The organism is Lysinibacillus sp. NPDC097231, assembly GCF_044761885.1.
In the GTDB taxonomy this organism is placed as follows: domain Bacteria; phylum Bacillota; class Bacilli; order Bacillales_A; family Planococcaceae; genus Lysinibacillus.
The window spans coordinates 1-24,086 of sequence record NZ_JBIWDH010000024.1 but is presented as its reverse complement, the minus strand read 5'-3'; the positions used below and the strand labels follow the sequence as shown (position 1 = coordinate 24,086).

At 33.4% G+C, this 24,086-nt stretch carries 22 protein-coding genes; 10 read left to right on the top strand and 12 right to left on the bottom strand.

All coding sequences use genetic code 11. From position 1 onward, the window contains the following. Positions 1-413: 413 nt before the first annotated feature. Together ACIQXF_RS14775 and ACIQXF_RS14770 are read right to left on the bottom strand one after the other, a co-directional pair. Positions 414-644: an anti sigma factor C-terminal domain-containing protein gene (locus ACIQXF_RS14775; protein WP_402783980.1), complete on the bottom strand. Its 231-nt coding sequence runs from the start codon at positions 642-644 to the stop codon at positions 414-416. 483 nt (positions 645-1,127) lie between these two features. Then, positions 1,128-1,691: a hypothetical protein gene (locus ACIQXF_RS14770; RefSeq protein WP_402783978.1), complete on the bottom strand. Its 564-nt coding sequence runs from the start codon at positions 1,689-1,691 to the stop codon at positions 1,128-1,130. A 133-nt stretch (positions 1,692-1,824) separates the two neighbouring features. On the opposite strand from ACIQXF_RS14770, the gene ACIQXF_RS14765 reads away from it, so the two are divergent. After that, on the top strand, positions 1,825-2,259 hold the full coding sequence (locus ACIQXF_RS14765) for a lipoprotein (RefSeq protein ID WP_402783976.1): 435 nt from the start codon (positions 1,825-1,827) through the stop codon (positions 2,257-2,259). A gap of 513 nt (positions 2,260-2,772) precedes the next feature. On the opposite strand, the gene arcC is transcribed toward ACIQXF_RS14765, so the two are convergent. The 5 genes from arcC to ACIQXF_RS14740 form a co-directional block, all read right to left on the bottom strand. After that, on the bottom strand, positions 2,773-3,717 hold the full coding sequence (gene arcC, locus ACIQXF_RS14760; protein ID WP_402783974.1) for a carbamate kinase: 945 nt from the start codon (positions 3,715-3,717) through the stop codon (positions 2,773-2,775). A 27-nt stretch (positions 3,718-3,744) separates the two neighbouring features. After that, positions 3,745-5,142, bottom strand: a complete 1,398-nt coding sequence (gene arcD, locus ACIQXF_RS14755) for an arginine-ornithine antiporter (protein WP_402783972.1) — start codon at positions 5,140-5,142, stop codon at positions 3,745-3,747. Between the two features lie 69 nt (positions 5,143-5,211). Then, positions 5,212-6,231, bottom strand: coding sequence for an ornithine carbamoyltransferase (gene argF, locus ACIQXF_RS14750; RefSeq protein WP_402783970.1), 1,020 nt, complete (start codon positions 6,229-6,231; stop codon positions 5,212-5,214). 28 nt (positions 6,232-6,259) lie between these two features. Then, positions 6,260-7,495, bottom strand: coding sequence for an arginine deiminase (gene arcA / locus ACIQXF_RS14745; protein ID WP_402783968.1), 1,236 nt, complete (start codon positions 7,493-7,495; stop codon positions 6,260-6,262). A 264-nt stretch (positions 7,496-7,759) separates the two neighbouring features. Beyond that, positions 7,760-8,452 (bottom strand): Crp/Fnr family transcriptional regulator, encoded by a 693-nt coding sequence (locus tag ACIQXF_RS14740; protein WP_402783966.1) that lies wholly within the window; start codon positions 8,450-8,452, stop codon positions 7,760-7,762. A 628-nt stretch (positions 8,453-9,080) separates the two neighbouring features. On the opposite strand from ACIQXF_RS14740, the gene ACIQXF_RS14735 reads away from it, so the two are divergent. Beyond that, positions 9,081-9,935: a metallophosphoesterase family protein gene (locus ACIQXF_RS14735; RefSeq protein WP_402783964.1), complete on the top strand. Its 855-nt coding sequence runs from the start codon at positions 9,081-9,083 to the stop codon at positions 9,933-9,935. An 883-nt stretch (positions 9,936-10,818) separates the two neighbouring features. Further along, complete coding sequence (locus ACIQXF_RS14730; RefSeq protein WP_402783962.1) at positions 10,819-12,246, top strand: serine hydrolase domain-containing protein; 1,428 nt, start codon at positions 10,819-10,821, stop codon at positions 12,244-12,246. A gap of 503 nt (positions 12,247-12,749) precedes the next feature. Here the strand turns inward: ACIQXF_RS14730 and ACIQXF_RS14725 are convergent. The 4 genes from ACIQXF_RS14725 to ACIQXF_RS14710 all read right to left on the bottom strand — a co-directional run bounded on the left by ACIQXF_RS14725 (position 12,750) and on the right by ACIQXF_RS14710 (position 16,140). Then, positions 12,750-13,454: a hypothetical protein gene (locus tag ACIQXF_RS14725; protein ID WP_402783960.1), complete on the bottom strand. Its 705-nt coding sequence runs from the start codon at positions 13,452-13,454 to the stop codon at positions 12,750-12,752. 187 nt (positions 13,455-13,641) lie between these two features. Next, positions 13,642-14,508 carry a phosphotransferase family protein gene (locus tag ACIQXF_RS14720; RefSeq protein WP_402783958.1) on the bottom strand — a complete coding sequence of 289 codons (867 nt, stop codon included), beginning with the start codon at positions 14,506-14,508 and terminating at the stop codon, positions 13,642-13,644. A gap of 172 nt (positions 14,509-14,680) precedes the next feature. After that, on the bottom strand, positions 14,681-15,403 hold the full coding sequence (locus ACIQXF_RS14715; protein WP_402783956.1) for a DUF4085 family protein: 723 nt from the start codon (positions 15,401-15,403) through the stop codon (positions 14,681-14,683). Between the two features lie 323 nt (positions 15,404-15,726). Continuing rightward, positions 15,727-16,140 (bottom strand): hypothetical protein, encoded by a 414-nt coding sequence (locus tag ACIQXF_RS14710; protein WP_402783954.1) that lies wholly within the window; start codon positions 16,138-16,140, stop codon positions 15,727-15,729. A gap of 318 nt (positions 16,141-16,458) precedes the next feature. On the opposite strand from ACIQXF_RS14710, the gene ACIQXF_RS14705 reads away from it, so the two are divergent. The 7 genes from ACIQXF_RS14705 to ACIQXF_RS14675 all read left to right on the top strand — a co-directional run bounded on the left by ACIQXF_RS14705 (position 16,459) and on the right by ACIQXF_RS14675 (position 21,639). Further along, entirely contained in the window at positions 16,459-16,713 is a 255-nt protein-coding gene (locus ACIQXF_RS14705) for a hypothetical protein (RefSeq protein WP_402783952.1), read from the top strand. A gap of 125 nt (positions 16,714-16,838) precedes the next feature. After that, complete coding sequence (locus ACIQXF_RS14700; RefSeq protein ID WP_402783950.1) at positions 16,839-17,516, top strand: response regulator transcription factor; 678 nt, start codon at positions 16,839-16,841, stop codon at positions 17,514-17,516. Continuing rightward, entirely contained in the window at positions 17,513-18,517 is a 1,005-nt protein-coding gene (locus tag ACIQXF_RS14695) for a sensor histidine kinase (RefSeq protein ID WP_402783948.1), read from the top strand. Before ACIQXF_RS14700 ends, ACIQXF_RS14695 begins: the two co-directional genes overlap by 4 nt. 92 nt (positions 18,518-18,609) lie before the next feature. Then, the gene (locus ACIQXF_RS14690) at positions 18,610-19,323 is read left to right on the top strand and encodes an ABC transporter ATP-binding protein (RefSeq protein WP_402783946.1); all 714 of its coding nucleotides are present in this window, start codon (positions 18,610-18,612) and stop codon (positions 19,321-19,323) included. Continuing rightward, a complete protein-coding gene (locus ACIQXF_RS14685) occupies positions 19,320-20,069 on the top strand; it encodes an ABC transporter permease (RefSeq protein ID WP_402783944.1) in 750 nt (249 codons plus the stop codon). The genes ACIQXF_RS14690 and ACIQXF_RS14685 overlap by 4 nt, the downstream gene beginning before the upstream one ends. After that, positions 20,066-20,824: an ABC transporter permease gene (locus ACIQXF_RS14680; RefSeq protein ID WP_402783942.1), complete on the top strand. Its 759-nt coding sequence runs from the start codon at positions 20,066-20,068 to the stop codon at positions 20,822-20,824. Before ACIQXF_RS14685 ends, ACIQXF_RS14680 begins: the two co-directional genes overlap by 4 nt. Positions 20,825-20,958: 134 nt before the next feature. Continuing rightward, positions 20,959-21,639, top strand: a complete 681-nt coding sequence (locus ACIQXF_RS14675) for a CPBP family intramembrane glutamic endopeptidase (RefSeq protein ID WP_402783940.1) — start codon at positions 20,959-20,961, stop codon at positions 21,637-21,639. An 872-nt stretch (positions 21,640-22,511) separates the two neighbouring features. On the opposite strand, the gene ACIQXF_RS14670 is transcribed toward ACIQXF_RS14675, so the two are convergent. Continuing rightward, entirely contained in the window at positions 22,512-23,771 is a 1,260-nt protein-coding gene (locus ACIQXF_RS14670; RefSeq protein WP_402784066.1) for a TnsD family Tn7-like transposition protein, read from the bottom strand. Positions 23,772-24,086 lie beyond the last annotated feature (315 nt).

Genomic DNA, 24,086 nt, shown 5'->3' with positions numbered 1-24,086 from the left:
AGGTAATATTATTATAACATTGGGCAATTAGGTAATTTTTTCATAAGTATGTTACTTAGATTTCCGCAAAATATATTGTGCTTTTTAAAGCTAAAAATTGTTGTTAAAGTTGCATTAAAGTGTTTTCGATGGGTTAGAAGGTCTGAGAGTAGTTGAAGATAATATTAGTTAATAGAGGAATATAAGAAGCTATTTAATTTAACAAAAAGACATCGAGTACAGATTGCATCTGATATTCGATGTCTTTATTACTAAATATCCCCGATATAGATATATTGTAATTTTCCATCCTTATCTTATTCAAGAGTAGCTAAATATCTTTCTATTTTTTTCAGGGGATTAGGTAATTTTTTAGACCCTTGCTTGTTAAAGGTTGTTGACTAGAAAAGCTATTCTATCGTCTTTCAAGTTCACTATTTTCGATTCGATATTACCCCAAATGTAGATGCTTTAATGTATGTTTGCCCTTGTAGTGACTCCAATTGCTTTGGTGTGCCAGTTACTACTGCCCCAATAATTTTCACATCACTTTTATCTAGGGTTCCATTCTCCCCTATTAAAGATTGATAAACTTGGTTTGCTTCCTCGAAGAAGCTCAATGTTAAAGGAATCAACCTCGTTGCTTTAAGACTGTCGAACATCATTGTTCTCTATTTTCGTTATTGGATATTTATGTTAATATCAATTTAATGATTTGTACTTAAGCTAACCTCGAAGTTTATTTCAATTAAAAATTTTGTTTATTGATTTCCTATAATCTTATCTGAAAAGAAGAAAAAATGATTGCGCAGAAAAAAACAAAATAGAAAACAGATGCAAAAAAAGATTCAAGTTTTATATAGAAAGATAAAACTGCAGCAGAAAGAAGTTAAAGATGTTAACAAAATTGCAATAGCCATTGTAAATATTTGCGTTGTATTAGATATTTTAGTACTTATCTTATACTGAATGCATTTATTGAAGAATTCCAGAATATTTTATCGGAAAATTCATAAAATTCGTCGTCGTAATAACTTAGCATGACTTAAATAAATCAAGAATTAGAAAAGAGTTATTAATTATTTAAGACAATAAAAACGCCTCTTTCATTCAAAAAGAGGCGCGAAAAAATTAAGTTTGTTGAAATATTAATCGTAAAATGCCATTAGATAACCATTGCTTTTATGTGTTAACTTTGTCATATAAAATTCAGCAAGATTATTATCTCCATCGACATAACTTGTAATATTTCTGTATACTATCTCAACAACTCCAGTACCAGAAACCAGTTGTTGTGATCCTACACTTTGGGAAGTGTATGTATCTTCTTCTTTCAATTGATAAAACACTGGGCCAAAATCAGTTTGATCTATTACTACTTTGAAATCTCCACCGTCCGAATGCCAAATGCTTGATTGAGAATAAACAGTTTCATATCCAAGAAGGTCCCAAACCCCATTACCTAATAAAGAAATATCTTGATTTAAACTTAATGTGTTTAATAGAGAGTTACTACTCGGGCCGATTTTTCTAATAATAACATCATCAGTAACTAAAATATCTTGTTTGTCCATATCGAAATAAACAATATTTTCTGTGGATTCTTCTGATAGTTGACCTGTAGAAGTGCTTTGTTCTGCTGCTGATACATCATTATTAAATAATAAAAAACTACTTGCTAATAAAAGACCAGACAATAAATTTTTTTTCATTTTCATCCCCCCTATTTTATTGTTATATATTAACATATATCTATATTTTTGTAAATTTTTATAAAGTCTTGATGAAAATAATGTTATGATATATTCACTGTAGGGGAATTCAGTAAAAAGGGAGAGTGGTCAAATGAATAAAATAGTTTTACCAATACTAATAGTTATTATTTTGACCGGATGCAATGTATTTCCAACCGGTATTCATAAACAACCAGAAGGCCAAGTTATTTTTGATGGGGAGCATTATACTATGATTCCAAGTAATTATGAATGGAAAGATGACGGTTTTGAAGTAAGACTAAAAGGTTCTCCTGATATTAGTGAAATAGCAGATAACTTCGAAACATTAGAAGTCGAAAAAGGAGATATATTAAAATTTAAAATTGAAAAGAATCCAATCTCTATTAACGTAACTAAAATGAATGAAGATGGCACAATTGAAAATGTTGAAATTAAAGATGAAAAAATAACCATGCCATCTAAAGAGGGGTATTATATTTACGAACTTAATGCTATATGGAATAAAGGAAAAGAAACGTTTGTTTTTGATGTTAATGTAAAATAACACACGTGTTGATGATCTAGTTTCTCCCAATAAAAAAAAGAGATTCTCATGTACAATTGTTAGTTACCACACAAACAACTACGAAATGGGAAATCCCTCTTGAACCAGAATAACACGATTTTTACGCTCATTTAAAACTTTCTTTCAGAAAAGAATGGCAATCAATCCTAAACTAATTCGATTTGTATAGGACAAATAAAGTGGGTAACATCAGAGCAAAAATTCAGAGATAGTAAAAAAAGTAATTTGGATAAAGTTGGAAACAACAAAAAAAGACAATGGCACATATACTCCGTTTTTTATTTAATTAATTTATTATTATACGAGTATGTTCATGTTAGCATTAGATGAATACCGTTAATGGCAGTAAATCTTCGAAAATACACTGTCATTAACAGAGAAATAGGATAGAGAAAATGGAATAACTCAATGCATCGAAGAAAAAAGAGAACTCGAATGACATCGAATTCTCTTTTTTCTTGGAAATCAGCTAGTTATGTCCCATCCTCTATTTTATTTTTTAATTACTGTGCCTGCTTCTCCTAATAATGCCTCTAATGCTTTGTCTAATGAAGTAATAATGGATGTACGTCCTGCTTTAGATTCAGCAAATGTAATACCTGCCTCTACTTTTGGTAACATACTTCCTTGTGCAAAGTACCCTTGTTTTATATATTTTTTCAGGTCTTCAATAGATACATAATTCAAGGCTTCTTCATTCGGCTGATTATAGTGAATATACACGTGGTCGACGCCAGTTAATATGAGCAAAGTATCCGCATCAATTAGTTCAGCTAATTTTTCTGAACTAAAGTCCTTATCTATTACAGCTTCTACACCAATAAATTTGTGATTCTCCTTATAAACAGGGATACCGCCTCCTCCCGCACAAATAACGATTTGGTCTGAATCCGCCAGCTTCCCTATAATGCCATGCTCGATAATATCAATAGGCATAGGAGATGGCACAACTCGTCTCCAACCTCTTCCAGCATCTTCTACATACGTAGAACCAGTTTGTTGCATTTTTGCTATTGCTTCTTCTTCGGTATAAAATGGCCCAATAGGCTTTGTAGGATTTGTAAATGCTGGGTCATTTGGATCTACTTCAGTTCTAGTAACAATTGAAACTACGCCTTTTTCTATGCCTTGCTCTCTTAATAAATCGTCGATTTCTTTTTCCATCCAGTAACCAATCATTCCTTGGCTCATAGCACCACAAGTATCAAGTGCCATCGGTGGTATGCCCTTAGTTCCAGCAATGGTTTGCTGCAATAAAATGTTCCCAACTTGAGGGCCATTGCCATGAGTTATGACAACTTGATAACCTAGCTTAATAATTTCTACTATTAATGTGACGGTTTTTCTAATCGCTTGCTGCTGAGCTTCAGCAGTACCATCACCCGCTTGGATTGCATTACCACCTAATGCGATTACAACTTTATCTCTTTTCGTCATATTTTTCACACCAATCTTAAATTATCGTTAGAATTTAACACTTCCGCTTACTAGCCCCACTAATGCAAATACAGCTAGTACTACAAATATCAACATTAATGTAATCTCTACCTTTGTATCTTTACGTGATAGGCCATATTCTTTTTGAGTACGCTTATAAAGGATGATTCCTGGTGCATAAAGTAACATCGTTAATAATAGATAGTCTATTCCACCAGCATAAACTAGCCATATCGTATAAATACTAGCAATGATTCCAATAACTAATTGCTTAGTATTATTTTTAGATGTTAGCTTTACCTGATAAAATGCTGATAACATATAAGGAATTAATATCGCTGAAGATGCTAAACTGAACATAAAGTTGTAAGCGGTTTCTGTGAATAATAATGTGATAAGGAAAACTTGAATTAATCCATTCGTTAACCAAAGTGAATTTACTGGTGCATGATTTTTATTTTCTTTCGCTAACCATTTAGGGAATACCTTATCTTTCGCAGCAATAAACGGTAGTTCGGATGCAAATAATGTCCAACTTAACCAAGCCCCTAATACAGAAATAATTAATCCTATATTAATAAACACCGCACCCCATTTTCCGACTACTGCTTCAAAAACATATGCCATTGTCGGATTTGGTAAACCTGCTAGCTCGTCTCGTGTCATTACACCCATCGAAGCTAACGTTATTAACGCATAAATTAATAACACACTAACTAATCCAATAATCGTAGCTTTTCCTACATCAGATTTGCTTTTTGCTCTAGCAGACATAATCACTGCGCCTTCTATACCGATAAACACCCATAATGTCACAAGCATAGTACTTTTTACTTGATCTGATATAGCACTCCAAGAGAAGCTTTCACTTCCCCAAAATTCAAATGTGAATTTGTCCCAATTGAAAGCAAAAATAGTAATTAATATAAATAGGAAAATTGGTATTATTTTGCAAATAGTTGTAATTGTGTTTATAAATGTTGCAGAGCTTATCCCTCGAAGTACAAGGAAGTGCACTGACCATAATAAAACCGACGCCCCTAAAATAGCGGCAATATTTTGCCCACCTTCAAATGCCGGAATAAAGTAACCGATTGATGACATTACTAACGTTGCATAAGCGACGTTCCCTAGCCAAGCAGATACCCAATAGCCCCAAGCACTACTAAAACCTAAAAACGGCCCAAAACCTTCTTTTGCATAACTAAAAATACCACTTTCTAATTCTGGCTTTTGAATTGATAGATTTTGAAATACAAATCCTAAAGCTAAAATACCAATACCTGTAATAATCCAACCTATAATTACTGCACCCGCATTTGCACCTAATGCCATATCACCTGCTAAGTTAAATGCGCCGCCACCTATCATAGATCCTATGACCAATGCTATTAACGGAATAATCCCTAACTTTTTATCCTGCATTTTTATCACCTTTCTTTAATTAGAAAGTAGAGGGAGCAGTACTCGCTCCCCTCCCTGCAAATTACAAACTCACAGTCGGTGATTTGTTGCTGCCATGACCGCTTTAATTGTGTGCAATCGATTTTCTGCTTGATCGAAAACAAAAGAGTTTACACTTTGGAAAACTTCATCTGTTACTTCCATTTCTTTTAACCCATATTCCCTGTATACATTTAATCCCACTTCTGTTTCTAAGTCATGGAAGCTTGGAAGACAATGTAAAAACATCACATTCTCATTGCCCGTTTTCTGGAGCATTTCACTATTAACTTGATAGGGGAGTAATTGATCGATTCGTTCTTTGTATTTATCCTCTTCTCCCATCGATACCCACACATCTGTATAAATTACATCTACACCATTTACAGCTTCATCGATATTGTCAGTTATTAAGATTTCCCCTTTTGAATCTTCAGAAAGTTTTTCTGCATATGCGACCACTTCATTACTAGGGAATAATTCTTTTGGTGAACAGATTCGTATGTTAACACCTAATTTTGCTGCCCCTATGAGTAAACTATTGGCTACGTTATTTCTACCGTCTCCAACATAAACTAATTTCACGCCTTTTAAATGTCCCTTTTGTTCTTTTATTGTTAAGAAATCGGCTAATATTTGAGTTGGATGGAACTCGTTTGTTAATCCATTCCAGACCGGGACCCCAGAATATTTTGCTAAAGACTCCACAGTGGCTTGACTAAAACCTCTAAATTCAATTCCGTCAAACATCCGTCCGAGCACAATTGCCGTATCACGAGTGGATTCTTTTTTCCCAAATTGAACATCATGTTTCCCTAAATATTCAGGGTGTGCGCCTAGATCTACACAAGCTACTGTGAAAGCACATCGAGTTCTAGTTGAAGGTTTTTCAAAAAGTAGTGCAATATTTTGCCCATCTAAATAGCGATGTGGAATCCCTTTCTTCTTCATTTCTTTTAATTCAGCTGCCAAATTGATCAAATAGTTAATTTCATCTTCTGTGTAATCCTTTAATGTAAGTAAACTTCTACCGACTAATCCGTTATTTAAGATTGATTTTGTTGTCATCATGCAACTTCCTTTCACTGTTTATTTTTATTTAGTCTAAATCTTTTCTGATTAAAGGCATGCTCATACAACGTGGGCCGCCTCGCCCTCTCGATAACTCTGAACTTAATACCTCAATGACCTCAATCCCGTTGTCTCTTAATAACTGGTTCGAAATATAGTTACGGTCATACGTAATAACTTTCCCCGGAGCTATTGCTAACGTGTTTGATCCATCATTCCATTGCTCACGAGGTCCAGCAATTTCATCACCACCACCACATGGAATTAATAGGATTTCTTTACGCTCTAACACTTCTTTTAATGTTTCTAATAGATTGGTTTTGTGCGTAATATTTAACGTCTCGTTATCAGACCCTTTTTCAAGAATATAAATATTCATTTTTCCATCAGAATCTTGTATAGCAGGATGAATTGTAAATTTGTCATAATCAATCATTGTAAATACTGTATCTAAATGCATAAATGCTCTAATTTTCGGAATCTCTACAGCAATAACTCTTTTAATATCACTTCGAGAATTAAATACATTTAATGCAAAACGTTCAATGGCTTTCGCTGCAGTACGTGCACTGATTCCGATAGCAATGGTATCTTTAGAAAGTACTAGCTCGTCGCCACCTTCCATCGGAAAATCAAAATCTCTGTTAAACCAAATTGGAATGTCCTTTTCAGCAAAGCGCGGATGATATTTAACAATATATTCCATAAACAGTGATTCTCGCTGTCTAGCTACTTCTCTCATTCTATTGATTGTTAAACCATTACCGATTGTAGCTGCAGGGTCTCTCGTAAAGTATAAGTTAGGCATAGGATCCATATAAAATGGATAATGATTATCAAGCATTTCATATAAATGTTTCTTTTTTAGTTTTTCGATTTCATTTTTACGAACGCCCGCCATAATTTTTTTGACCATTTCTTCTGTTTCAAATGATAATAAGTATTCAGCAATGACATTGTGAGAGTCGTCCACCGAGATTTTCGATTCGTTTAACATATCTATAACAAATTGTTTTTTTAACTCGTCTGTATGTAACGCTTCAGCTACTAACGTCGTTAAGTACAAAACTTCTACATCATTATCTCTTAACGTTTGTGCAAAAAAATCGTGTTCCTTTTGAATGATTGGTAAAAATGGAATATCATCAAAAAGTAATCTTTGTAAATACTCTGGTGTTAAGTTTTCAACTTCTTTTCCAGGTCGATGTAGTAAGACCGTCTGCAGTTTTCCAATTTCTGATGTGACATTTAGTACATTCTTCATAATGAATAACCTCCAGTAAAATTTTCTTGTAGCTACTTACTACACTTATAGCGTACCATTATTATGGAAACGCTTTCGTTAAGGAACAGATAGCTAACATGTAAAATTTACCTACATACCTATGTTAAAAAATTCACTTATGCTTAGTTAGAAAGTTCCACTAGGGTAGTGTGGAATTTTCCTCACTTTTCACCATTATCAAAAAAACCCATTGAAAGAATACACTTTCAATGGGTTTCTAAAGGCTATATTCATATTAAGATTTTAGGTTAGCTTCTTATGAAAATACTCTGGATTATGTATGATTATTCGTTTAGCTTTTTCCGAGAGTAAATTTTCTCTTTTTAAGTCGCCATAACACGCAGAGACCGACTCTCTTGAGACACCAAGCATTAGTGATAACTCCTTAATAGTCATAGGTAAGTCTACTTTAATATCATGACCATCATCCTCCCCAAAATATTCCATTAAGTATGCAATTCCTAACTCTACTTTATCTTTTACATAGTTTGATAAAGAAATTTGTAATCTTTTTTCATGTTGACCTAAGATTTCTGAAAGCTGATTAATAATAAAATACAATTGATCGTTATTTTTTTTTACAAATGATTCAAAGATTTTAGTAGGTATATAATGAACAACGATATCCGTTATTGCACACGCGGAAAAATCATAAAAATCATGATGAAACATTCCTCTATAAGGAAATAATTCATTAGGCTTTATATAATCCGTGTAAGTCGTTTCTGCTTCTATATTCGTCTTTTCTAATTTTACGAAACCATCTATTAATAAGTAAATTCTTTCTCGAGGATCACCTTCTGTAAATAAGATTTGGTTCTTTTTATATGTACGCTGGAATAAATTCTTCTCAAATTTCTCTAATTCTTTCCCTTCTAGAAAAGAAAAAACTTCGAATTTTCGTAGAATATCATAATAATTTGCTTCCATTAACATACTCATCATTCCTTACTGATTATTATTTTCTTAACAATAATTAAGATAGTAACTAACTCTTATTTACGTTTATGCAAGTATTACAATTGTATTTTTTCTTTATAAAACTTTTTGTAAAAGAAGGTTCACTCTTTTAAAGATTTCCTTGTCTAATTCACTAAATTGAAAATAACAATTATTTTAAATTATACCAAAAAAGAATCTTACGCTCTGTGACACAAAAAGCACTTTCTTAAATAACAATAATGTGGGGCTTAAATTGATGATGATTAGCGGGTTTATCGGTAACACGCAGATGAACATAATGTTTCCAAAGGAATTTCAGATCAAACATCGGAACTGATTATAACAAAAGCTTTTATAAGTAACGGGGAAATTTTGAGGACAATTACTGCTAGACTTCGAAACGAAGATATAGACATTGATTTTGGAATTGATTACAGTGCGTCTATATTAAGGAAAAAGCGTTGTGAAAAATAAGCTTTCTATGTAATAGATTAAAAGAGATTGTAAAGGTTATCACTCAAACTATGGTAATAGGTTAAATAAATTCCATATATGATAAAATAAGAATATACATTCTATTATGGATTATATTGTAAATTTTATAAGGGGGCAAATGACAGACATGAAACATAAGATTGCTTTACTAGCAGATGTCCATGGGAATACAAGTGCTTTAAAAGCAGTTATCGAAGATTCGATCAAAGAAGATGTCACTGAATATTGGTTTTTAGGGGATTTAATCATGCCTGGGCCTGGGACAAATGATTTATTTGAACTATTAGATAGGATTAAGGTTTCTACTTATGTTAAAGGAAATTGGGAAGACTGCTTCCTTGACGTACTAAATAAAGAGATTGACTTTGAAAATGCTTCTGATATCTATATTTCTAGGTTAGTTCAGTATCAGTGTGAAAATTTGGATAAAAGCTATATTAATCGTATTAAGAATTTACCATTACACCTAACAAGACAGGTTAATAATCTATCTATCAGTATTAGCCATAATTTACAAAATAAAAATTATGGAGGGGATTTATGGCCCACTAGTAATCAGGAAAATTTTGATCAGTTATTTGAGCATGATTACGATATTGCGATTTATGCTCATACCCATCACCAATTGTTACGCTATAGTAGTAATGATCAATTGATTATTAACCCAGGAACTATAGGGCAGCCCTTTTACAAATGGGGCAAGTTACATTCTGACCTACGTGCGCAGTATGCAATTCTTGAAATTGATGAGATGGGGATTACTGAGGTGAGATTTAAAAAAATTTCCTATGATGTAGAAAAGGAATTAAACAACGCTATTAATAATAAACTTCCTTATATTGACTTATATCGAGAAATGCTTGAGGCAGGAAAAACTCATACTCATGATATTGAGTTATTACAAAAGCTCAATGATAAATTTAACTATAAAGATGAGATAATTAATTTTTTCGAAAAAAATTATTGGAATTTAAAGGGATGAAATGAATCTTTTCGAACTAACGATAGATTAATTGAATAAGACATGTATAGGACCTTCCATAATCGGGCACGATTACTGGGCAAGAAGTAAAAGGGTGAAACATATTATATATGACTAATATGTTTCACCTTTTATCATTTAGGCCTTGATAAATTTAAAACGGTTCAACTTTTTATAAACCCTACGATTTTATTTCAAATCCTACATTTGTAACTAATCTCTTACGAATTACGTGACAATATTAATTATATTTTTTTGCTGTATCGTCCATCACTTTCTTTGTGAATGGCACAAATACGATCCGTAATTTTTTTGTTTTCAACTTCGTACACGCTAGGTTTCTTGTGGAAAGACTGGTAATACGTACTTTTGGGTACATTTAAAACGCCACACATTAATTGAATAGGATAATGTTCGCTTTCAATATGGTCAATGAGTTCTTGTTCGGTTACTTTTTCGCGAATATGGTCATAGCCTTTTTTAGGATTTCGATTTCCTGCTTTAAAAGAAGATTTTATTTTTGGATCGAAGAAACTTCCGCTGCGGTTAATTCTTCTGTACCTTCGATTGGAGAATGTAATTTAATCCATTTATAAATGGTTACTTCAGAAACACCATATTTGCTAGACAATTGACTGACCGTGTACCGGAGTGTAAAGCTCCACTACGGTTTGTTTAAATTCTTTATTGTATCGTTTTTGACTCATAAAAAAGATACGTCCTCTCTTGGTTATAATAATACTTACTTAACCAGGTTGTGTCCATGACTCTATTCTACATTCATTATATAGGTGAATAGAAAGATAAATTAAAGTTTAGTTTAGTAGTTGTAAAAGTAGGTTATTTATAGTATTCTCTTATAATTTTTCAAAAAGGAGAGTTTATGAAAAAGATTATTGTTTTTGTATTAACGATATTTATATTATTCTCAGGATACGCAACACAAAGTTATGCGTTGTCAGATTCGAAATCTGCGGCAATACAAGCGTTGCTAGATGATGCCTGTCGTATATCAGGTGTGCCGGGAATGTCGATCTCAATACTTGCTGATGATGAAGTGTTCTACTTTTCTTCAGGGTATGCAGACCGTGAAAAGGGGTTGTCTGCAAGTGAAAATACACTCTATGAGTTAGCCTCGGTCAGTAAAGCTTTTACCGGTATGGGTATTATGCTGTTAGAAGAGCAAGGGCTGCTCTCAATGACTGACCCTGTCCAAAAATATTTACCTTGGTTTACGTTAAAGTATCAAGGGAAACCTGTTGATATGCAAAGCCTTACACTAAATAACTTTCTTCACCATACCAGTGGTCTAACAAATATTAGGCATACTCAAAATATTCCACAAGGCAATACACCGGATATGTTGCAAAAGACTGTGGAAATGCTCGTAGATGCTGAATTGGCGTTCCCTCCCGGTGAACAGTATAACTATGGTACCGTTAATTATGACGTATTGGGTTTGGTTATTGAGATTGTGTCGCGACAAAGCTATGAAGACTTTATGAGGGAACAGGTATTTCAGCCGTTAGGTCTTCACCAGACGTATGTTTATAAAGAAGATGCTCAAGCCACTGGACAGTTGGCACAGGGCTACCGTTCTTCCTTTTTTATGACAACTCCATTTAAAGCTCCGGATTATGCTGGGAATAAACCCGCAGGCTACATCATTTCTAATACAAAAGATATGGCGCGTTGGATGGGCATACAGATGGGTATCGTGCAGGACATACCCGAAATATTTCACACGGTTATCGAAAAATCACATAGAGGTGATATGTCTGTTTCGGCTGTCAACGATATGTATTATGCGGCAGGCTGGTCGGTAAACGCCGACCAAACGATTATAGAACACACTGGGGGTAATCCAAATTTCAGAACCGAAGTAGCCATACTGCTAAATGAACGAACAGCCGTCTGCTTGCTGAGCAACGGCGCAAATACCAATATAAACCTGGTACTAAAAGTTAAAGATATATTAGACGGCAATCTAACTCAGTCATATGAAATAAGCGGCACACAGCTTTTGGATATCATTTTGTCGTCTATCACAATTATTCTTTGCCTATTGGCCGTTCTGCTATTTCTCTTAGGATTACGTAGAAGGAAAACGAATGAGCGGCAGCCAATGACAAAAAAGAGAATAATCGTAACAGTTATTTTCCTGATCGCTACGATTGCCCTGGGTATACTGTGCTGTGCTTTCGATTGGTCAACGATACTTATTTGGCAAACATATAGTGTTCTTACAGCTTTGATTTCGTCAGCATTATTAACAGCAAGCATTACATGGTTTGTATACACTCACCGATAAAATTATTATTTTTCAAATAACTTTATTGTAAATTAAACAACTTTATTATTTCTGCACACTTGAGATAAATGAACTAATCGAGAGTCCAACTTAGAAAACTCTAATTTTTCTAGAGCCGCAATCATAGAATCCACTCCTTAAAATAAAAACATTCGTTCGCTTATTTTAATTATAAGCAAACGGATGTGAATTACACAAATATTTAAACAACTATTTTATATTTTAAACGACTTTATTATTTTTTAAACAACTTTATTATCTGTTAACAACATATTCATGTAGCTTTGGAATAAAGATTGATTAAAAAATATCCCTCAATCCTTATCTAATAGCAACTTCAAAAACTCCATTTTGAAAAAAGATTGATCAAAATGGAGTTACTCTTTTTAGATAGGTATGAGATTTTTATAAAAAAGTTTGATCATTTTCCAGCTATGTTGTTCAATAATCGCGCCCGATTGTTGAAAGATCATTTTTCATGCCTGATTGTGGAATATCGTTCTTTATTCTTCATAAGGTATAAATTCAATGGATTTCACTTGATACATTTTGTCTTTGAATTTATATGTGATTTGAATATCCCCTATATATCCTCCAGCTAGAGAGATTTGTCCTCCGAGCTTTGCAATAAGTTGATTGTCTTTTATTTCAAAGTTGATAAGATTACCAAAGTATATCTCGTCAAATAAATCTCCAGGTTGGATACCCAAAGGTTTAACATCAATTATATATTTTTTGTCACCAATACTAACACTTGCTTTGTTTGGTGTTAACTCGGTCTTTACATTTTTTAATAATATCGCTAATGGTTCATCAACAGGGACTTCAACTGGTACCAGACTCTGTGTTTTATTTGATTTGCGCTGTTGGGTTTGAAAAACATGAACTTCACGTTCTAAAACACCAGTACCAATTCCTTTAGTCAAAATTATAACTAGCACTTTCTTTCCATCTTGACTGATATCCTCATAGATAATTTCAGGAGACCAAGTAGGATTTGTTGTGTTTATCCAATAAGGTTTTGAAAGGATACTACCTTGATAATCAATTTTAAAATCTGTATATAATCCATTTAGCTTTTTTGCATAAAGAGTAACGCCAACTTTATCAGACTTGGCAATTTCATCATAGTCATTTGTCGTAGCTATCGCCTTCGGTAAAACAGCAAAAAGAGAGATAGCAATCATTAAAATAAGAATTTTTTTCATATGAAAACACCTCATTTTAGTGTTCTCGAAATTTTACTGTCTATTCCACTGATTAGCTAAGTTAATGGAGGAAAAAAACTCAAAATATTGGATTAATAATATAACAAAAATGGTTTTATTACCCGATATGACCCCTTTAATAAAACGAGCGCTGATCCTTATTACAGAATCGCGCCCGATTGTTGAATTAGTTGATAAAATCAAAAATATCAGTTTCTATTGTCCATTCCAAACGTCTTATCCACTCCTGTTGCACTTCTAATGGCGCATTTTTAATCTTATGTAGGATTTTCCATACTTTATAAACACAATAACCCTTTAATGTTTCAGAAGATAAAAAAATAGGGTTATTGGTTTTATATTGTTCAATAAAAACGCTGTTTAATGAATCCGCTTGTTTGGGATAGTGAAGTTTGGTAAACCAGCATACCCAACCTACATCATTTAAAGGGTTCGCCCATTCAGACCACTCCCAATCTAAAACAGTAAGGACGTTATCTTCGGTGTATAATACATTGTGCATTCCATAATCACCATGCGTTAAAACCCAATCCATTTTAGAATCATTGATTTTTTGTAATATCACTTTAGATTTTCTTTTTAGTTCTTCAGGAACAAAATCTAAACTCATTTTTATAGCGTGTAAGTCACATTCTTTTATTCCATTTGAGCTAAAATTATATTTTTTGGAATGTATGTTTTTAGCAAGAGATTTACCTAAACTTTTATATAACTCTTTTATTTTTTCAACACCTTTATCATCAAAAATTGCTTGACCATTTCTCCCTTCTCGGTATTCCATTACTGTTATTTGATTATCATTGGTTTCCAAAAGTTCATAAAATTTTGGTGCTATTCCTGTTTCTTGAATTAATTTCAAACAATTTATTTCATTATAAATATCCTGGCTAAAAGTATTAGCCACTTTAACAACTAATAAAGGATGTGTCCCATCTAATAAATAAGTTGTATTTGTATAACCTCCAGTTAAACGAATGGGAGAAAAATTACCATATTTATTTTTTAATTGCCTTTTTATTAGTTGTTCTGTCAAAATAACACTTCCAATCCTTCATTTAGTATTTCAATATTGCAACGATAAAAAAAAACCTCTTTAAAATAAACAAGAAAAACCCTTTCGGTTCTTAAATTAAGAGGCCATTTCATAAAGAAAGATTCATTTATCATTAAAGAATAGCGCCCGTTTGTTGAAGAACTTTGTTCGACTAAAAGTCCTTACGTGTAAAGGAAACTCGTTCAGCTGAAATAATAAAGTCAATTAACTCGTTCTCTCCATTTTCTAATAATGCATGAAATTCGTATTGATTATTAACTTTATACACTTCCTCATACAACCACCATGTATTTTCTAATAAACCATCTTGTTTTATTAGATGAAAATTTGCAAAGGTTACTTCATCTACATCTGTAAAACCACCTGAATTATCTAAGGTTAATGTTAAATTTGTGTCATTTTGAATTAAATTTATTACCTTACAATCATGGAATCGAAAATCCTCTACAATTTCTTTATCAAATGAAGTGGAGGCTTCTTTATAATAGCTTCTGTAATTCTCACGAATGGCATTTACTGACCTTTCATTTTCCTCACAAAATTTAGTTACAGCATTTATGACCTTACGGGATGCTGTATATAAAGCGAAAACTCTTAAATCAGCTATCTGTTCTAAAATCATTTGTGGTAATTGCCTTTTTAAAATCATCTGATTTACGTTGAAGGCGTTATGAAATTCTTCTGTTGCCTCTTCTTTATTAAAATCAATTGTATACATTTCTTCTCGTAAAGTAAGCCAAACCATTAATTCGCTATTGTAAAGCTGCTGAAAGTATTCTTCTGAAAATAATTCAGCCTTTTGATCTTCCACTAAATTAAGGTGGAAACTTGTTTTTTGACTCAACTCGAACCATTCTTTAGTAAAATATTTCATTATAAACCTCATCCTTCGTATACACTAAGAAATTTAGTGAAATTGTTCAACTACTTTTCTTGTATATTTATCTATTTATAACATAAATAACTAAATAATTTAAATACAAGTTATTCAATAATATGGCCCGATTGTTAAACAAATAAATACTCTACAAAATAGATCTTTTCATCAAACTTTTTTATAAATTTTCAATCTTAAAACGCCGTATAATTAATGTTCATACAAAAAGCCACAAAACGTTGATTTAACTACATTCGTGGCTTTTTCATGTGCGCCCAAACTTTGATTTGAGAACGTTATTTTGTATATGTTTGTATAACTTAAATAAATGTATCAATCGAACTTGATGTTGGTTTTACTTGCTGCTGTGCTTCTGCTTTTAATGCGCGCCACGTTTCTATATAAATAGCATCAAATTCACTTTCACGACGAAATTCTTCTTTTGTACCAATCGAATGCCAACCATTAGTGGAGGAATAAGTAGTTGTAATATTCCAATTCGCATCCTTTATCTCTAAATAGCTAACCTTACCACGCTGCATGAATGGTAATTGCCTTAACATTTGTGCTATCGAGCCTTTACGGTCAGGTGAGACTACAGATACAAAGCTGTTCTTAAGTGTCATATAGGAAGGATTTTTATGACCACCACACTTACCATTTTCAAAATCTTTTTTTGCCTGTGCGATAATCAAAACAGTTGGTTTCTTTCTGTATAAAATCAGCGTTTGCAACTTATCTTTTATCGAACTTTAATCAAAAGCTACAACAAACCTTGATAAAACATCCATAATCAAACTCTATTCTAAGTAACAATTGAACAACTTAAAGTAAACATCATAAACCTTAGCATTACTACATTCAAACTTGTTTAGCTAGAGTCTACTTATAATGAACATACTTATATTTTGTATAGAACTATTAATTATTTTTCTTCACTTTTTTTACCATCTTACATACTTTCGGTAGAATAGTGGTGGGAATACACTTTATTCCCAAATAAAATATTAAGCAAAGGGTAATTATTATTTATGACTGATTTTAGGCTTAGAATGAAGAAAAGTGTAGAAATTTTAGATATGAAGTTACAAGAAATTAATGATGCTAAAATGGCTATTGGGAGAAAAAAAAGGTTGGGGGATACAGAAAGAAATAAGTTGAACATGGAAACATTAACTTGGATTATAAATACAGATTCATTACTTTTTAAAAATGATAAAAATTATGAAGAATACAAGATTAATTTTCAGAAAAAAATAGAAAGCAATTTCAAACGGAGTTTAAAAAACATTCACTTACTTATATAAAAATGACAGAGAATGGCTTGAAGTCAATTTTCCTACACTACGTGATACCTTGCGCACACAAAAGCATCCAATTGTTACTGTAAATGATGCAAGATAAATTTGAAATTTAGAGAGAGGGATGTTACTTGAAAAGAAGCGTATTATATATTGAAGATAATGAGAAAATAGGCAGTTGGGTAAAAGAAGAATTGGAACAGCGAGGGTTTTCAGTTCAATGGCTGCTTTCAGGTGAAGGAGCCGAAAGAGAAGTAAATCAGCATGAATTAGTTATTTTGGATATCATGCTACCCGGGTTAGACGGATTTACTGTGGGAAAACGATTAAAGAAGGTAGCTCCTGCCGTTCCTATATTGCTGTTATCTGCTCGAACATCGATAGAAGATAAAGTAGATGGTTTAAAATTTGCTGATGACTATTTAACGAAACCCTTCCATACGGATGAATTAGTTGCAAGATTAGAAGTATTAATCCGTCGAAGTGGTGGAACACATTCCGAGCGCATTTCATTAGGAAATGATATTGAAGTAGATCCAGAAGTTCAAATGGTATACGACAAACGCACAGGTGAAGAAATTATATTAACAGGGAAACAACATCAAATATTAATGTACTTCTTACGCCATCCTAATCAGGTTTTACCCAAAGAACGAATCTACGAAGCCATTTGGCAAGAAGCTTATATTACTGGTGATAAAACAATAATTGTGCATATCCATCGATTGCGTCAAAAGTTGGAACGTCATCCAGATTCCCCAGGAATTATTGAAACGTTGAAGGGAATAGGCTATCGGGTGAAACTATGAAACAGAATAGATCATTATTTCGTCGTTTTCTAAAAGTGCATTTTCTATTTATCTTTTTTCCTCTTCTTGTGCTTATTTTCTTCACTTCGTTCGTTCCTGTTAGCAATGAAAAAGAAATGAATATGTTAAATCTGTTTTACTTTACCGTACTTTTGTTTGGTTTTATTATTGTCGCATTTGTTGTAATATCTTGGCTGTTCTTCTTGAGACTTCGTAAACGTCTCACCCGCTTACAGGAAGTCATGTCATTTTCAGCTAATAATAATTCATTTCCTAAACCAATATCTGTTCAAACGGATCGTATGGATGAAATAGACCAGTTAGGAAGTTCTTTTAATTGGATGATTCAGCAGCTTGAAGACAGTAGAAGGCGAGAATATGAAGAGGAATTATTACGCCATCGACTCATCGCGAATTTATCTCACGACTTACGAACGCCACTTACCATTTTGAGAGGACGTATCACCAGATTAAATAAAGAATCAATGAGTTTTGAAGGGCAAGACTCATTAGCAGAGATGAACCATACGATTACAAGAGTCGGAGATCTAATGGATGATTTACTTTCCTATACATTGCTTACATCAGGGAAACATCCTTTTCATCCCACTCCAACAGATATTGTACGATTAGTAAGAGCATCTGTCGCTGAGTGGTATCCTGCATTTGAAGAAAAAGAAATTCAGTTAGATGTTGATTTACCGACAGAGAAGACTTTTTATTGGGAAGCAGATCCTAAATGGATGACACGAGTTCTGGATAATTTATTTCAGAATATTCTTCGCCATGCAGCAGAGGGAAAATATACAAACATTGTGGTTGATGTAGAAAAAGAACAGATCATTGTTGCAGACAGAGGTCCAGGTATGGATAACTCTTCCTATGAGGGTGGGGCGGAGATTGGTTTATCGGCTTCAAATTATATGTTGAAAAAAATGAAGCTGAAAGCTGACTTTACATCAAATGAAAATGGTACAAGAGTAGCTATTGGTAGAGCTTAACCTAAAGTTAACCCAGAAGTAAACAACAAGATAACCGAGATGTAACTTTGCTTTTTTATAATTAGAACCATAACAGAAAGGAAGTGTTATGGTTGCTTACAATTAATAACTTAGTCAAACATCGCGGAACTCAAGAAATCTTATTAGGTATCAGTTTTAAAGCTAGACCAGGTAGAGTAACTGGTTTTTTGGGTCCAAATGGGGCAGGGAAAAGTTCAACACTTCGCATCCTGCTTGGATTAGATCGTGCCACCTCAGGAAGTGCACTCATTGATGGAGTGCCATTCGCAGAATTACAGAATCCTCTAGCAACAGTAGGTGCTGCACTTGATGGATTTGGAGCGCATCGTATGCGAACAGGACGGGCACACTTGCGTTGGATTGCTCGTGCCGCAGGATTACCTCGCTCACGTGTCGAGGAAGTTCTGGAAATAGTAGGTCTTAGTAATGCAGCTGGGAAAAGGGTCGGCAATTATTCCCTTGGCATGGGGAGAAGACTTGGAATGGCAGCAGCACTACTTGGGGATCCAAAAATATTGGTTTTAGATGAACCTGTAAACGGGCTCGACCCGGAAGGAATTCGTTGGATTCGGACATTTTTACGCGAACGTGCTGCGTCTGGAAAAACGGTGTTACTATCCAGTCATCTCATGGGAGAGCTGACAGAGACTGTTGATGATGTGGTGATTATTAATCATGGAAAAGTCGTTGCAGATGGAACATTGGAAGAAGTAATAGGGAACCATTCCACGCTGGAGGAAGCCTTTTTTGCCCTGACATCTGAAAATGCAGGTGATGTTGTATGAGAGCATTTAACGCGGAACTATCTAAATTGTTCTCCCTGCCGGGTATTTGGCTTGCCTTTCTTATTGGAGCATTTGCCCCAGCGGTCATTGCTGCCTTGGACAGTACAGCACAAAAAGAGGAGATTATAGCTGGAGTTAGCACACGACTATCGGAAGTTGGCTATATTGGTTTAGGTCTTGGCGTGCAAGGTATCATTATTCTTGGTGTGCTTGCTGTCAGCAGTGAGTATTTGACAGAGGGTAGTGAATCTGGTGGAGGGAATCAGATTACAACGAGTTTAACCGTTGTTTCATCCCGTTTCCACTTTTTGCTGGCAAAAGCAAGTGCAGTGACAGTGATCAGCATACTGCTTTCCATTGTTGCTATTCTAACAACTGTGTCAGCTACAAATCTTATTCTTGGTGAATACGCCCCTGCATTTGAAGCATCTAGACTGATCGGCGCGGTTTGTTACTGGATATTTACTGCTCTTTTAGCATTTGGGATTACGGTTCTAACTAAGAATGGCATTATCCCGCTTACTGTGCTTATGATAAATTCATCTGTTGTGACAGTCTCTTACCTCCTTACTAAGGTTACAAAATTAGCGTTTTACTTACCAGATAAGGCTGGCTTTGATATGTTTATGTTTACGAGCGACAGTTTTCACACCCCATTCACAGGTGGTTTAATCATGTTTGCTTGGGTAGCTGTTCTTTTCATTGTCGCAGCCATTGTATTCCATAGGAGGGACGTTACATCATGAGTGTCTCTTCTAGTAGAAAGATAACTCTAATCCTTGGTGCTGAACTGGAAAAATTAGTTACATTACCATTGGTATGGCTCACTCTTATGGGGACATTCATTCTAAATTTAGTTTTAGCAGCAGCTTTTACTTCTGCTGGTCTACAAGGGGCAGCAGGAACGCAAAGTATACTGAAAATAGGACTTGCTTCTATGGGCTATCTTCAAGCAGGGTTCATTATTCTAGGTATCTTAGCTACTTGTTCAGAGTATACGGGTGGACAGATTCGAACTACTTTAACTACGATCCCTTGGCGAGAGTTTCAACTATCCACGAAGCATTTAGCTTTGGCAATTGTAACCATTCCTATGGCGTTTATTATTGCTGCATCAGGTGTACTATATGCTTTTATTATGATGAGAGACACAGCATTAGTGATTGAAATAGATGCTATGATAAAAACTTTAGTAGGTGCAACCGGCTATCTAACATTAACCACCCTTCTCAGTGCAGCTATAGGTGTTGTACTCAGACGAACCACTCCTGCTTTAGTGGTACTGCTTGGTCATTATTTCATTGTCAGTCCATTATTGAGAAATTTTTTACCCGGTATTAAAAATTATTTTCCGGATACGGCAGGATATTATATGTATATGCCGCCTTCCTCTGACGAAATAAATGTCCTTACACCAATGCAAGGGACAGGTGTTTCTATGTTATGGACACTGATCTTTATTACAGTAGCTATTGTATCTTACCGTAAACGAGATGCCTAAGTTTAGGTTTCAGCTATTACCGGAAAAATACACAAGTGATTTATAAGATATACATAATAAACCTAAATAACGTTCCCAAATGCAATCTTGGTAAATATTCGAAAATAGAAATAACTACATTAATGGAGGTAGAAATGGAATCACAATTAAGTGTTGAAAGTGAAGTGAAAAATAATGATGTAAAAGCAATGATAGGGTTTCTACTCATATTTTATTTGGCATGGACAATTAAAGAATTATGGTTAATTGACTACATTTATTCGTTCGGTGAAATAATCTACCCATTATTAGAGGCGTTGGTTAAGGGGTTTGTATGGATTGTTCCAACTTGGTTATACATAAAATATTATTTACATACTAACCCATTTGACTACTTAAGAGTGAACGTTAATGTTAAAAGAGGTTTATTTTGGGGAGTAGTTCTTTCACTGTTAGTTGGCTTATATTTTGCATTTGAAACATATATTATTAATCAGCAATCATTTCAATTTTCATTATCCCTTGATGATTACCTTAATGGTTTTCTTATGGCAGGGCTAGCTGAAGAAATTGTTTTCAGGGGATTAATTTTACAAGAAATCAATAAAAAAATGGCTTTTTGGAAAGCAAATATTGTAACTGCTTTACTATTTTTGGTCATTCGCTACCCAATTTGGATTTACAATGCTGGATTCTATGATTTCTTTATAGCTGGGACCCATATATATGTTTTTGCATTAGGTTTACTTTTCGGTTTTGTCTATAAAAAGACAGGTTCATTATGGTCGGTTGTGTTGTTGCACGCGTTGCATAATTTTTTTGTTACTATTATTTAGTGAAAAATATATTATTAATTAACTAACGTGGTACTTTAGTGCAACAAGGATTTATAATGTATACATCAATAAACTAAAAAGCGTTCCCAAACGCAAGTTTTGTCGCACATTTAGAAGCCATCAATGTTGTTAAAACAACGTTTCGCGGCTTTTCTTATGAACATTATTTATACAGTTTTTTATACATGAAGCGTAAACACTTGATACACCAATATTTACACGGTTATGGCTTAACGTTTAAATCGTGTATATTTCCTAAGATTGTAATCAGCATTTTTCTGGCGCTAAAAGGGCAGTTTAATACAACAAGCATTCTTGTTAAGATTTGAATGGAAAATCACAGGAATCAATATTCGTATAATCGACTTATGAAACATCAAAACAAAAAAGAGTCAATCTACAAACATTTGTAGATTAACTCTGCCATTATGATTGAACAGTAACAATTTTAAAAAACAGCCATAATTTAAAAGTGCCTTCCTTTATACAATAGAGGCAGGCACTAGCTTTTTAAGCCTAAAATCAACTAATTTTATTTTATATACCAGCCCTACATAAATTTAGCTACTAACTTAAATATACTAGGGTACAATTGAGTTGTACAGGGTATAATTAAGTTGTACAGGGTACAATTGAGTTGTGTAGGGTACAATTAAGTTGTGTACACACAAAACATGTTAAATAACAAAAAAGATGTATACTTTTAAGCCCCAAATCATGCATTCATAATTAAAATACTTTTATTATGTAACAAAAAAGATGTATACTTTTAACACTTGAATTGTTTATAAATTTCAAACAAATGTTACAAAAAAGTTGTATACTATTTAATACTACTGTATTAATTCCTTAACTTCATTTTTATTGAGTAATTATTTTGGAGTATTATGTTCTTTAATAATATCATCTAAATATTTCTTAGCTTGTGGCTCTAGTTTCCTTAATCCACTTAGCGAAAGTATTTTATATCTTTTTAATTCAGTATCATCAAAATGAGTGGCAATGCAATTTTTGATAATTCTTATTTGATAATCTCCATGTGATTCTAAAACTGATTTTATAAAACTAAAAGTCATTTTGTATTTATTTACATACCTGGAATCTAAACCGATCCTCACCAAAATAGGTATCTTTGTTATTTTTATTAATTTATCAGCTTGTTTTTCATACTCAGACCATTTATTTATCACATATTTTGCTTTCTCTAAATATGCTAAGTCCTTCTCAAAATATGCTTCTTTACTTAATTTACTTCTTCCTCTCTTAGAAAGAGGCAAATTTTCATCTAACCATACCGCATCTTTACTTCTTAATTTTGTATATAGAGATTTATTTGCCGCAATTAATTCAGTACGTAATAAATTAGGGAATTTACGCCTTAGTTTAATCCATTCCCTTCGATTAATATTTTTTTGTATGTCCTCATTTTTTATAATAAGTTTTCGCTTCCGTGCCTTTTCTTGTTCAAAGGAATCGTGTCCAAATTTTATTATTTTTCTAACTGTTCCTTTTGCTTGTTTCGTTATTGTAGCAATCTCCGAAATAGGTACACCTCTACTAACCAATTTACTAAACTCTCTATTCCACACATCCCCTTTCTCTTTAATTCTAAAATGAAAGTTTTCAATATTAAGTGGGGAATTTTCTCCGATATTTAATATATATGTGAATCCACAATTACACTTAAATTCCCCTTGAAATTCCCCTTTATATTTATTAAATACTAAGTTTATATCTTTAATAGTTTCCATTGTATAATGATCCGAAAGTATATTCATACATGCCCATGGTCCGTTTCCGAAAGGTTTATAGCCGAATTCATTAGTCAAAAATTCTTGTACAGAATTCGAAAGCGCAACCATTAATAAGACATGTCTAATTGGATGAATATGTTTTATCCTCTCTATGCTTAAGTACGAAAGCCAATCATTTTTTAGTGGATTAGAGTTTAAAAGATCTAAGGCCTCTTCTCCAAACTTAGAAATCAATATCCCACCTAAATTCTTTTTTAAACTTGATAATGGAGTAGATATTCCTGCTATCTTAATACACTCAAAATATTTATTATAAAGTTCTTTACTATTAATATAGCCTACTTCATTTTCAAAAAAGTATTCAACGTTCTCAGATATACTTAAAAGTTTCTGAAAAGACCCATCAGTTAATTTAATTTCTTCTGCTACATATTCATTTGGTAATAAAAATTTATTTATAGGATTATTAATAGTATTTAATAAAGCATATCTTAAAGGCGTTTCATGTTTACTACATACATAGATTCCTTGAGTTTGGAAAATTCTATTCCAATAACTCTCACCATATTTCTCTATACTATCCTCAACACATCGTTCACAATCGAGTAGGAGGGGGTGACTAACCCCCGACCTCTCTCACCACCGTACGTACGGATCCGTATACGGCGGTTCAATTAAGATGAATAACGCAAG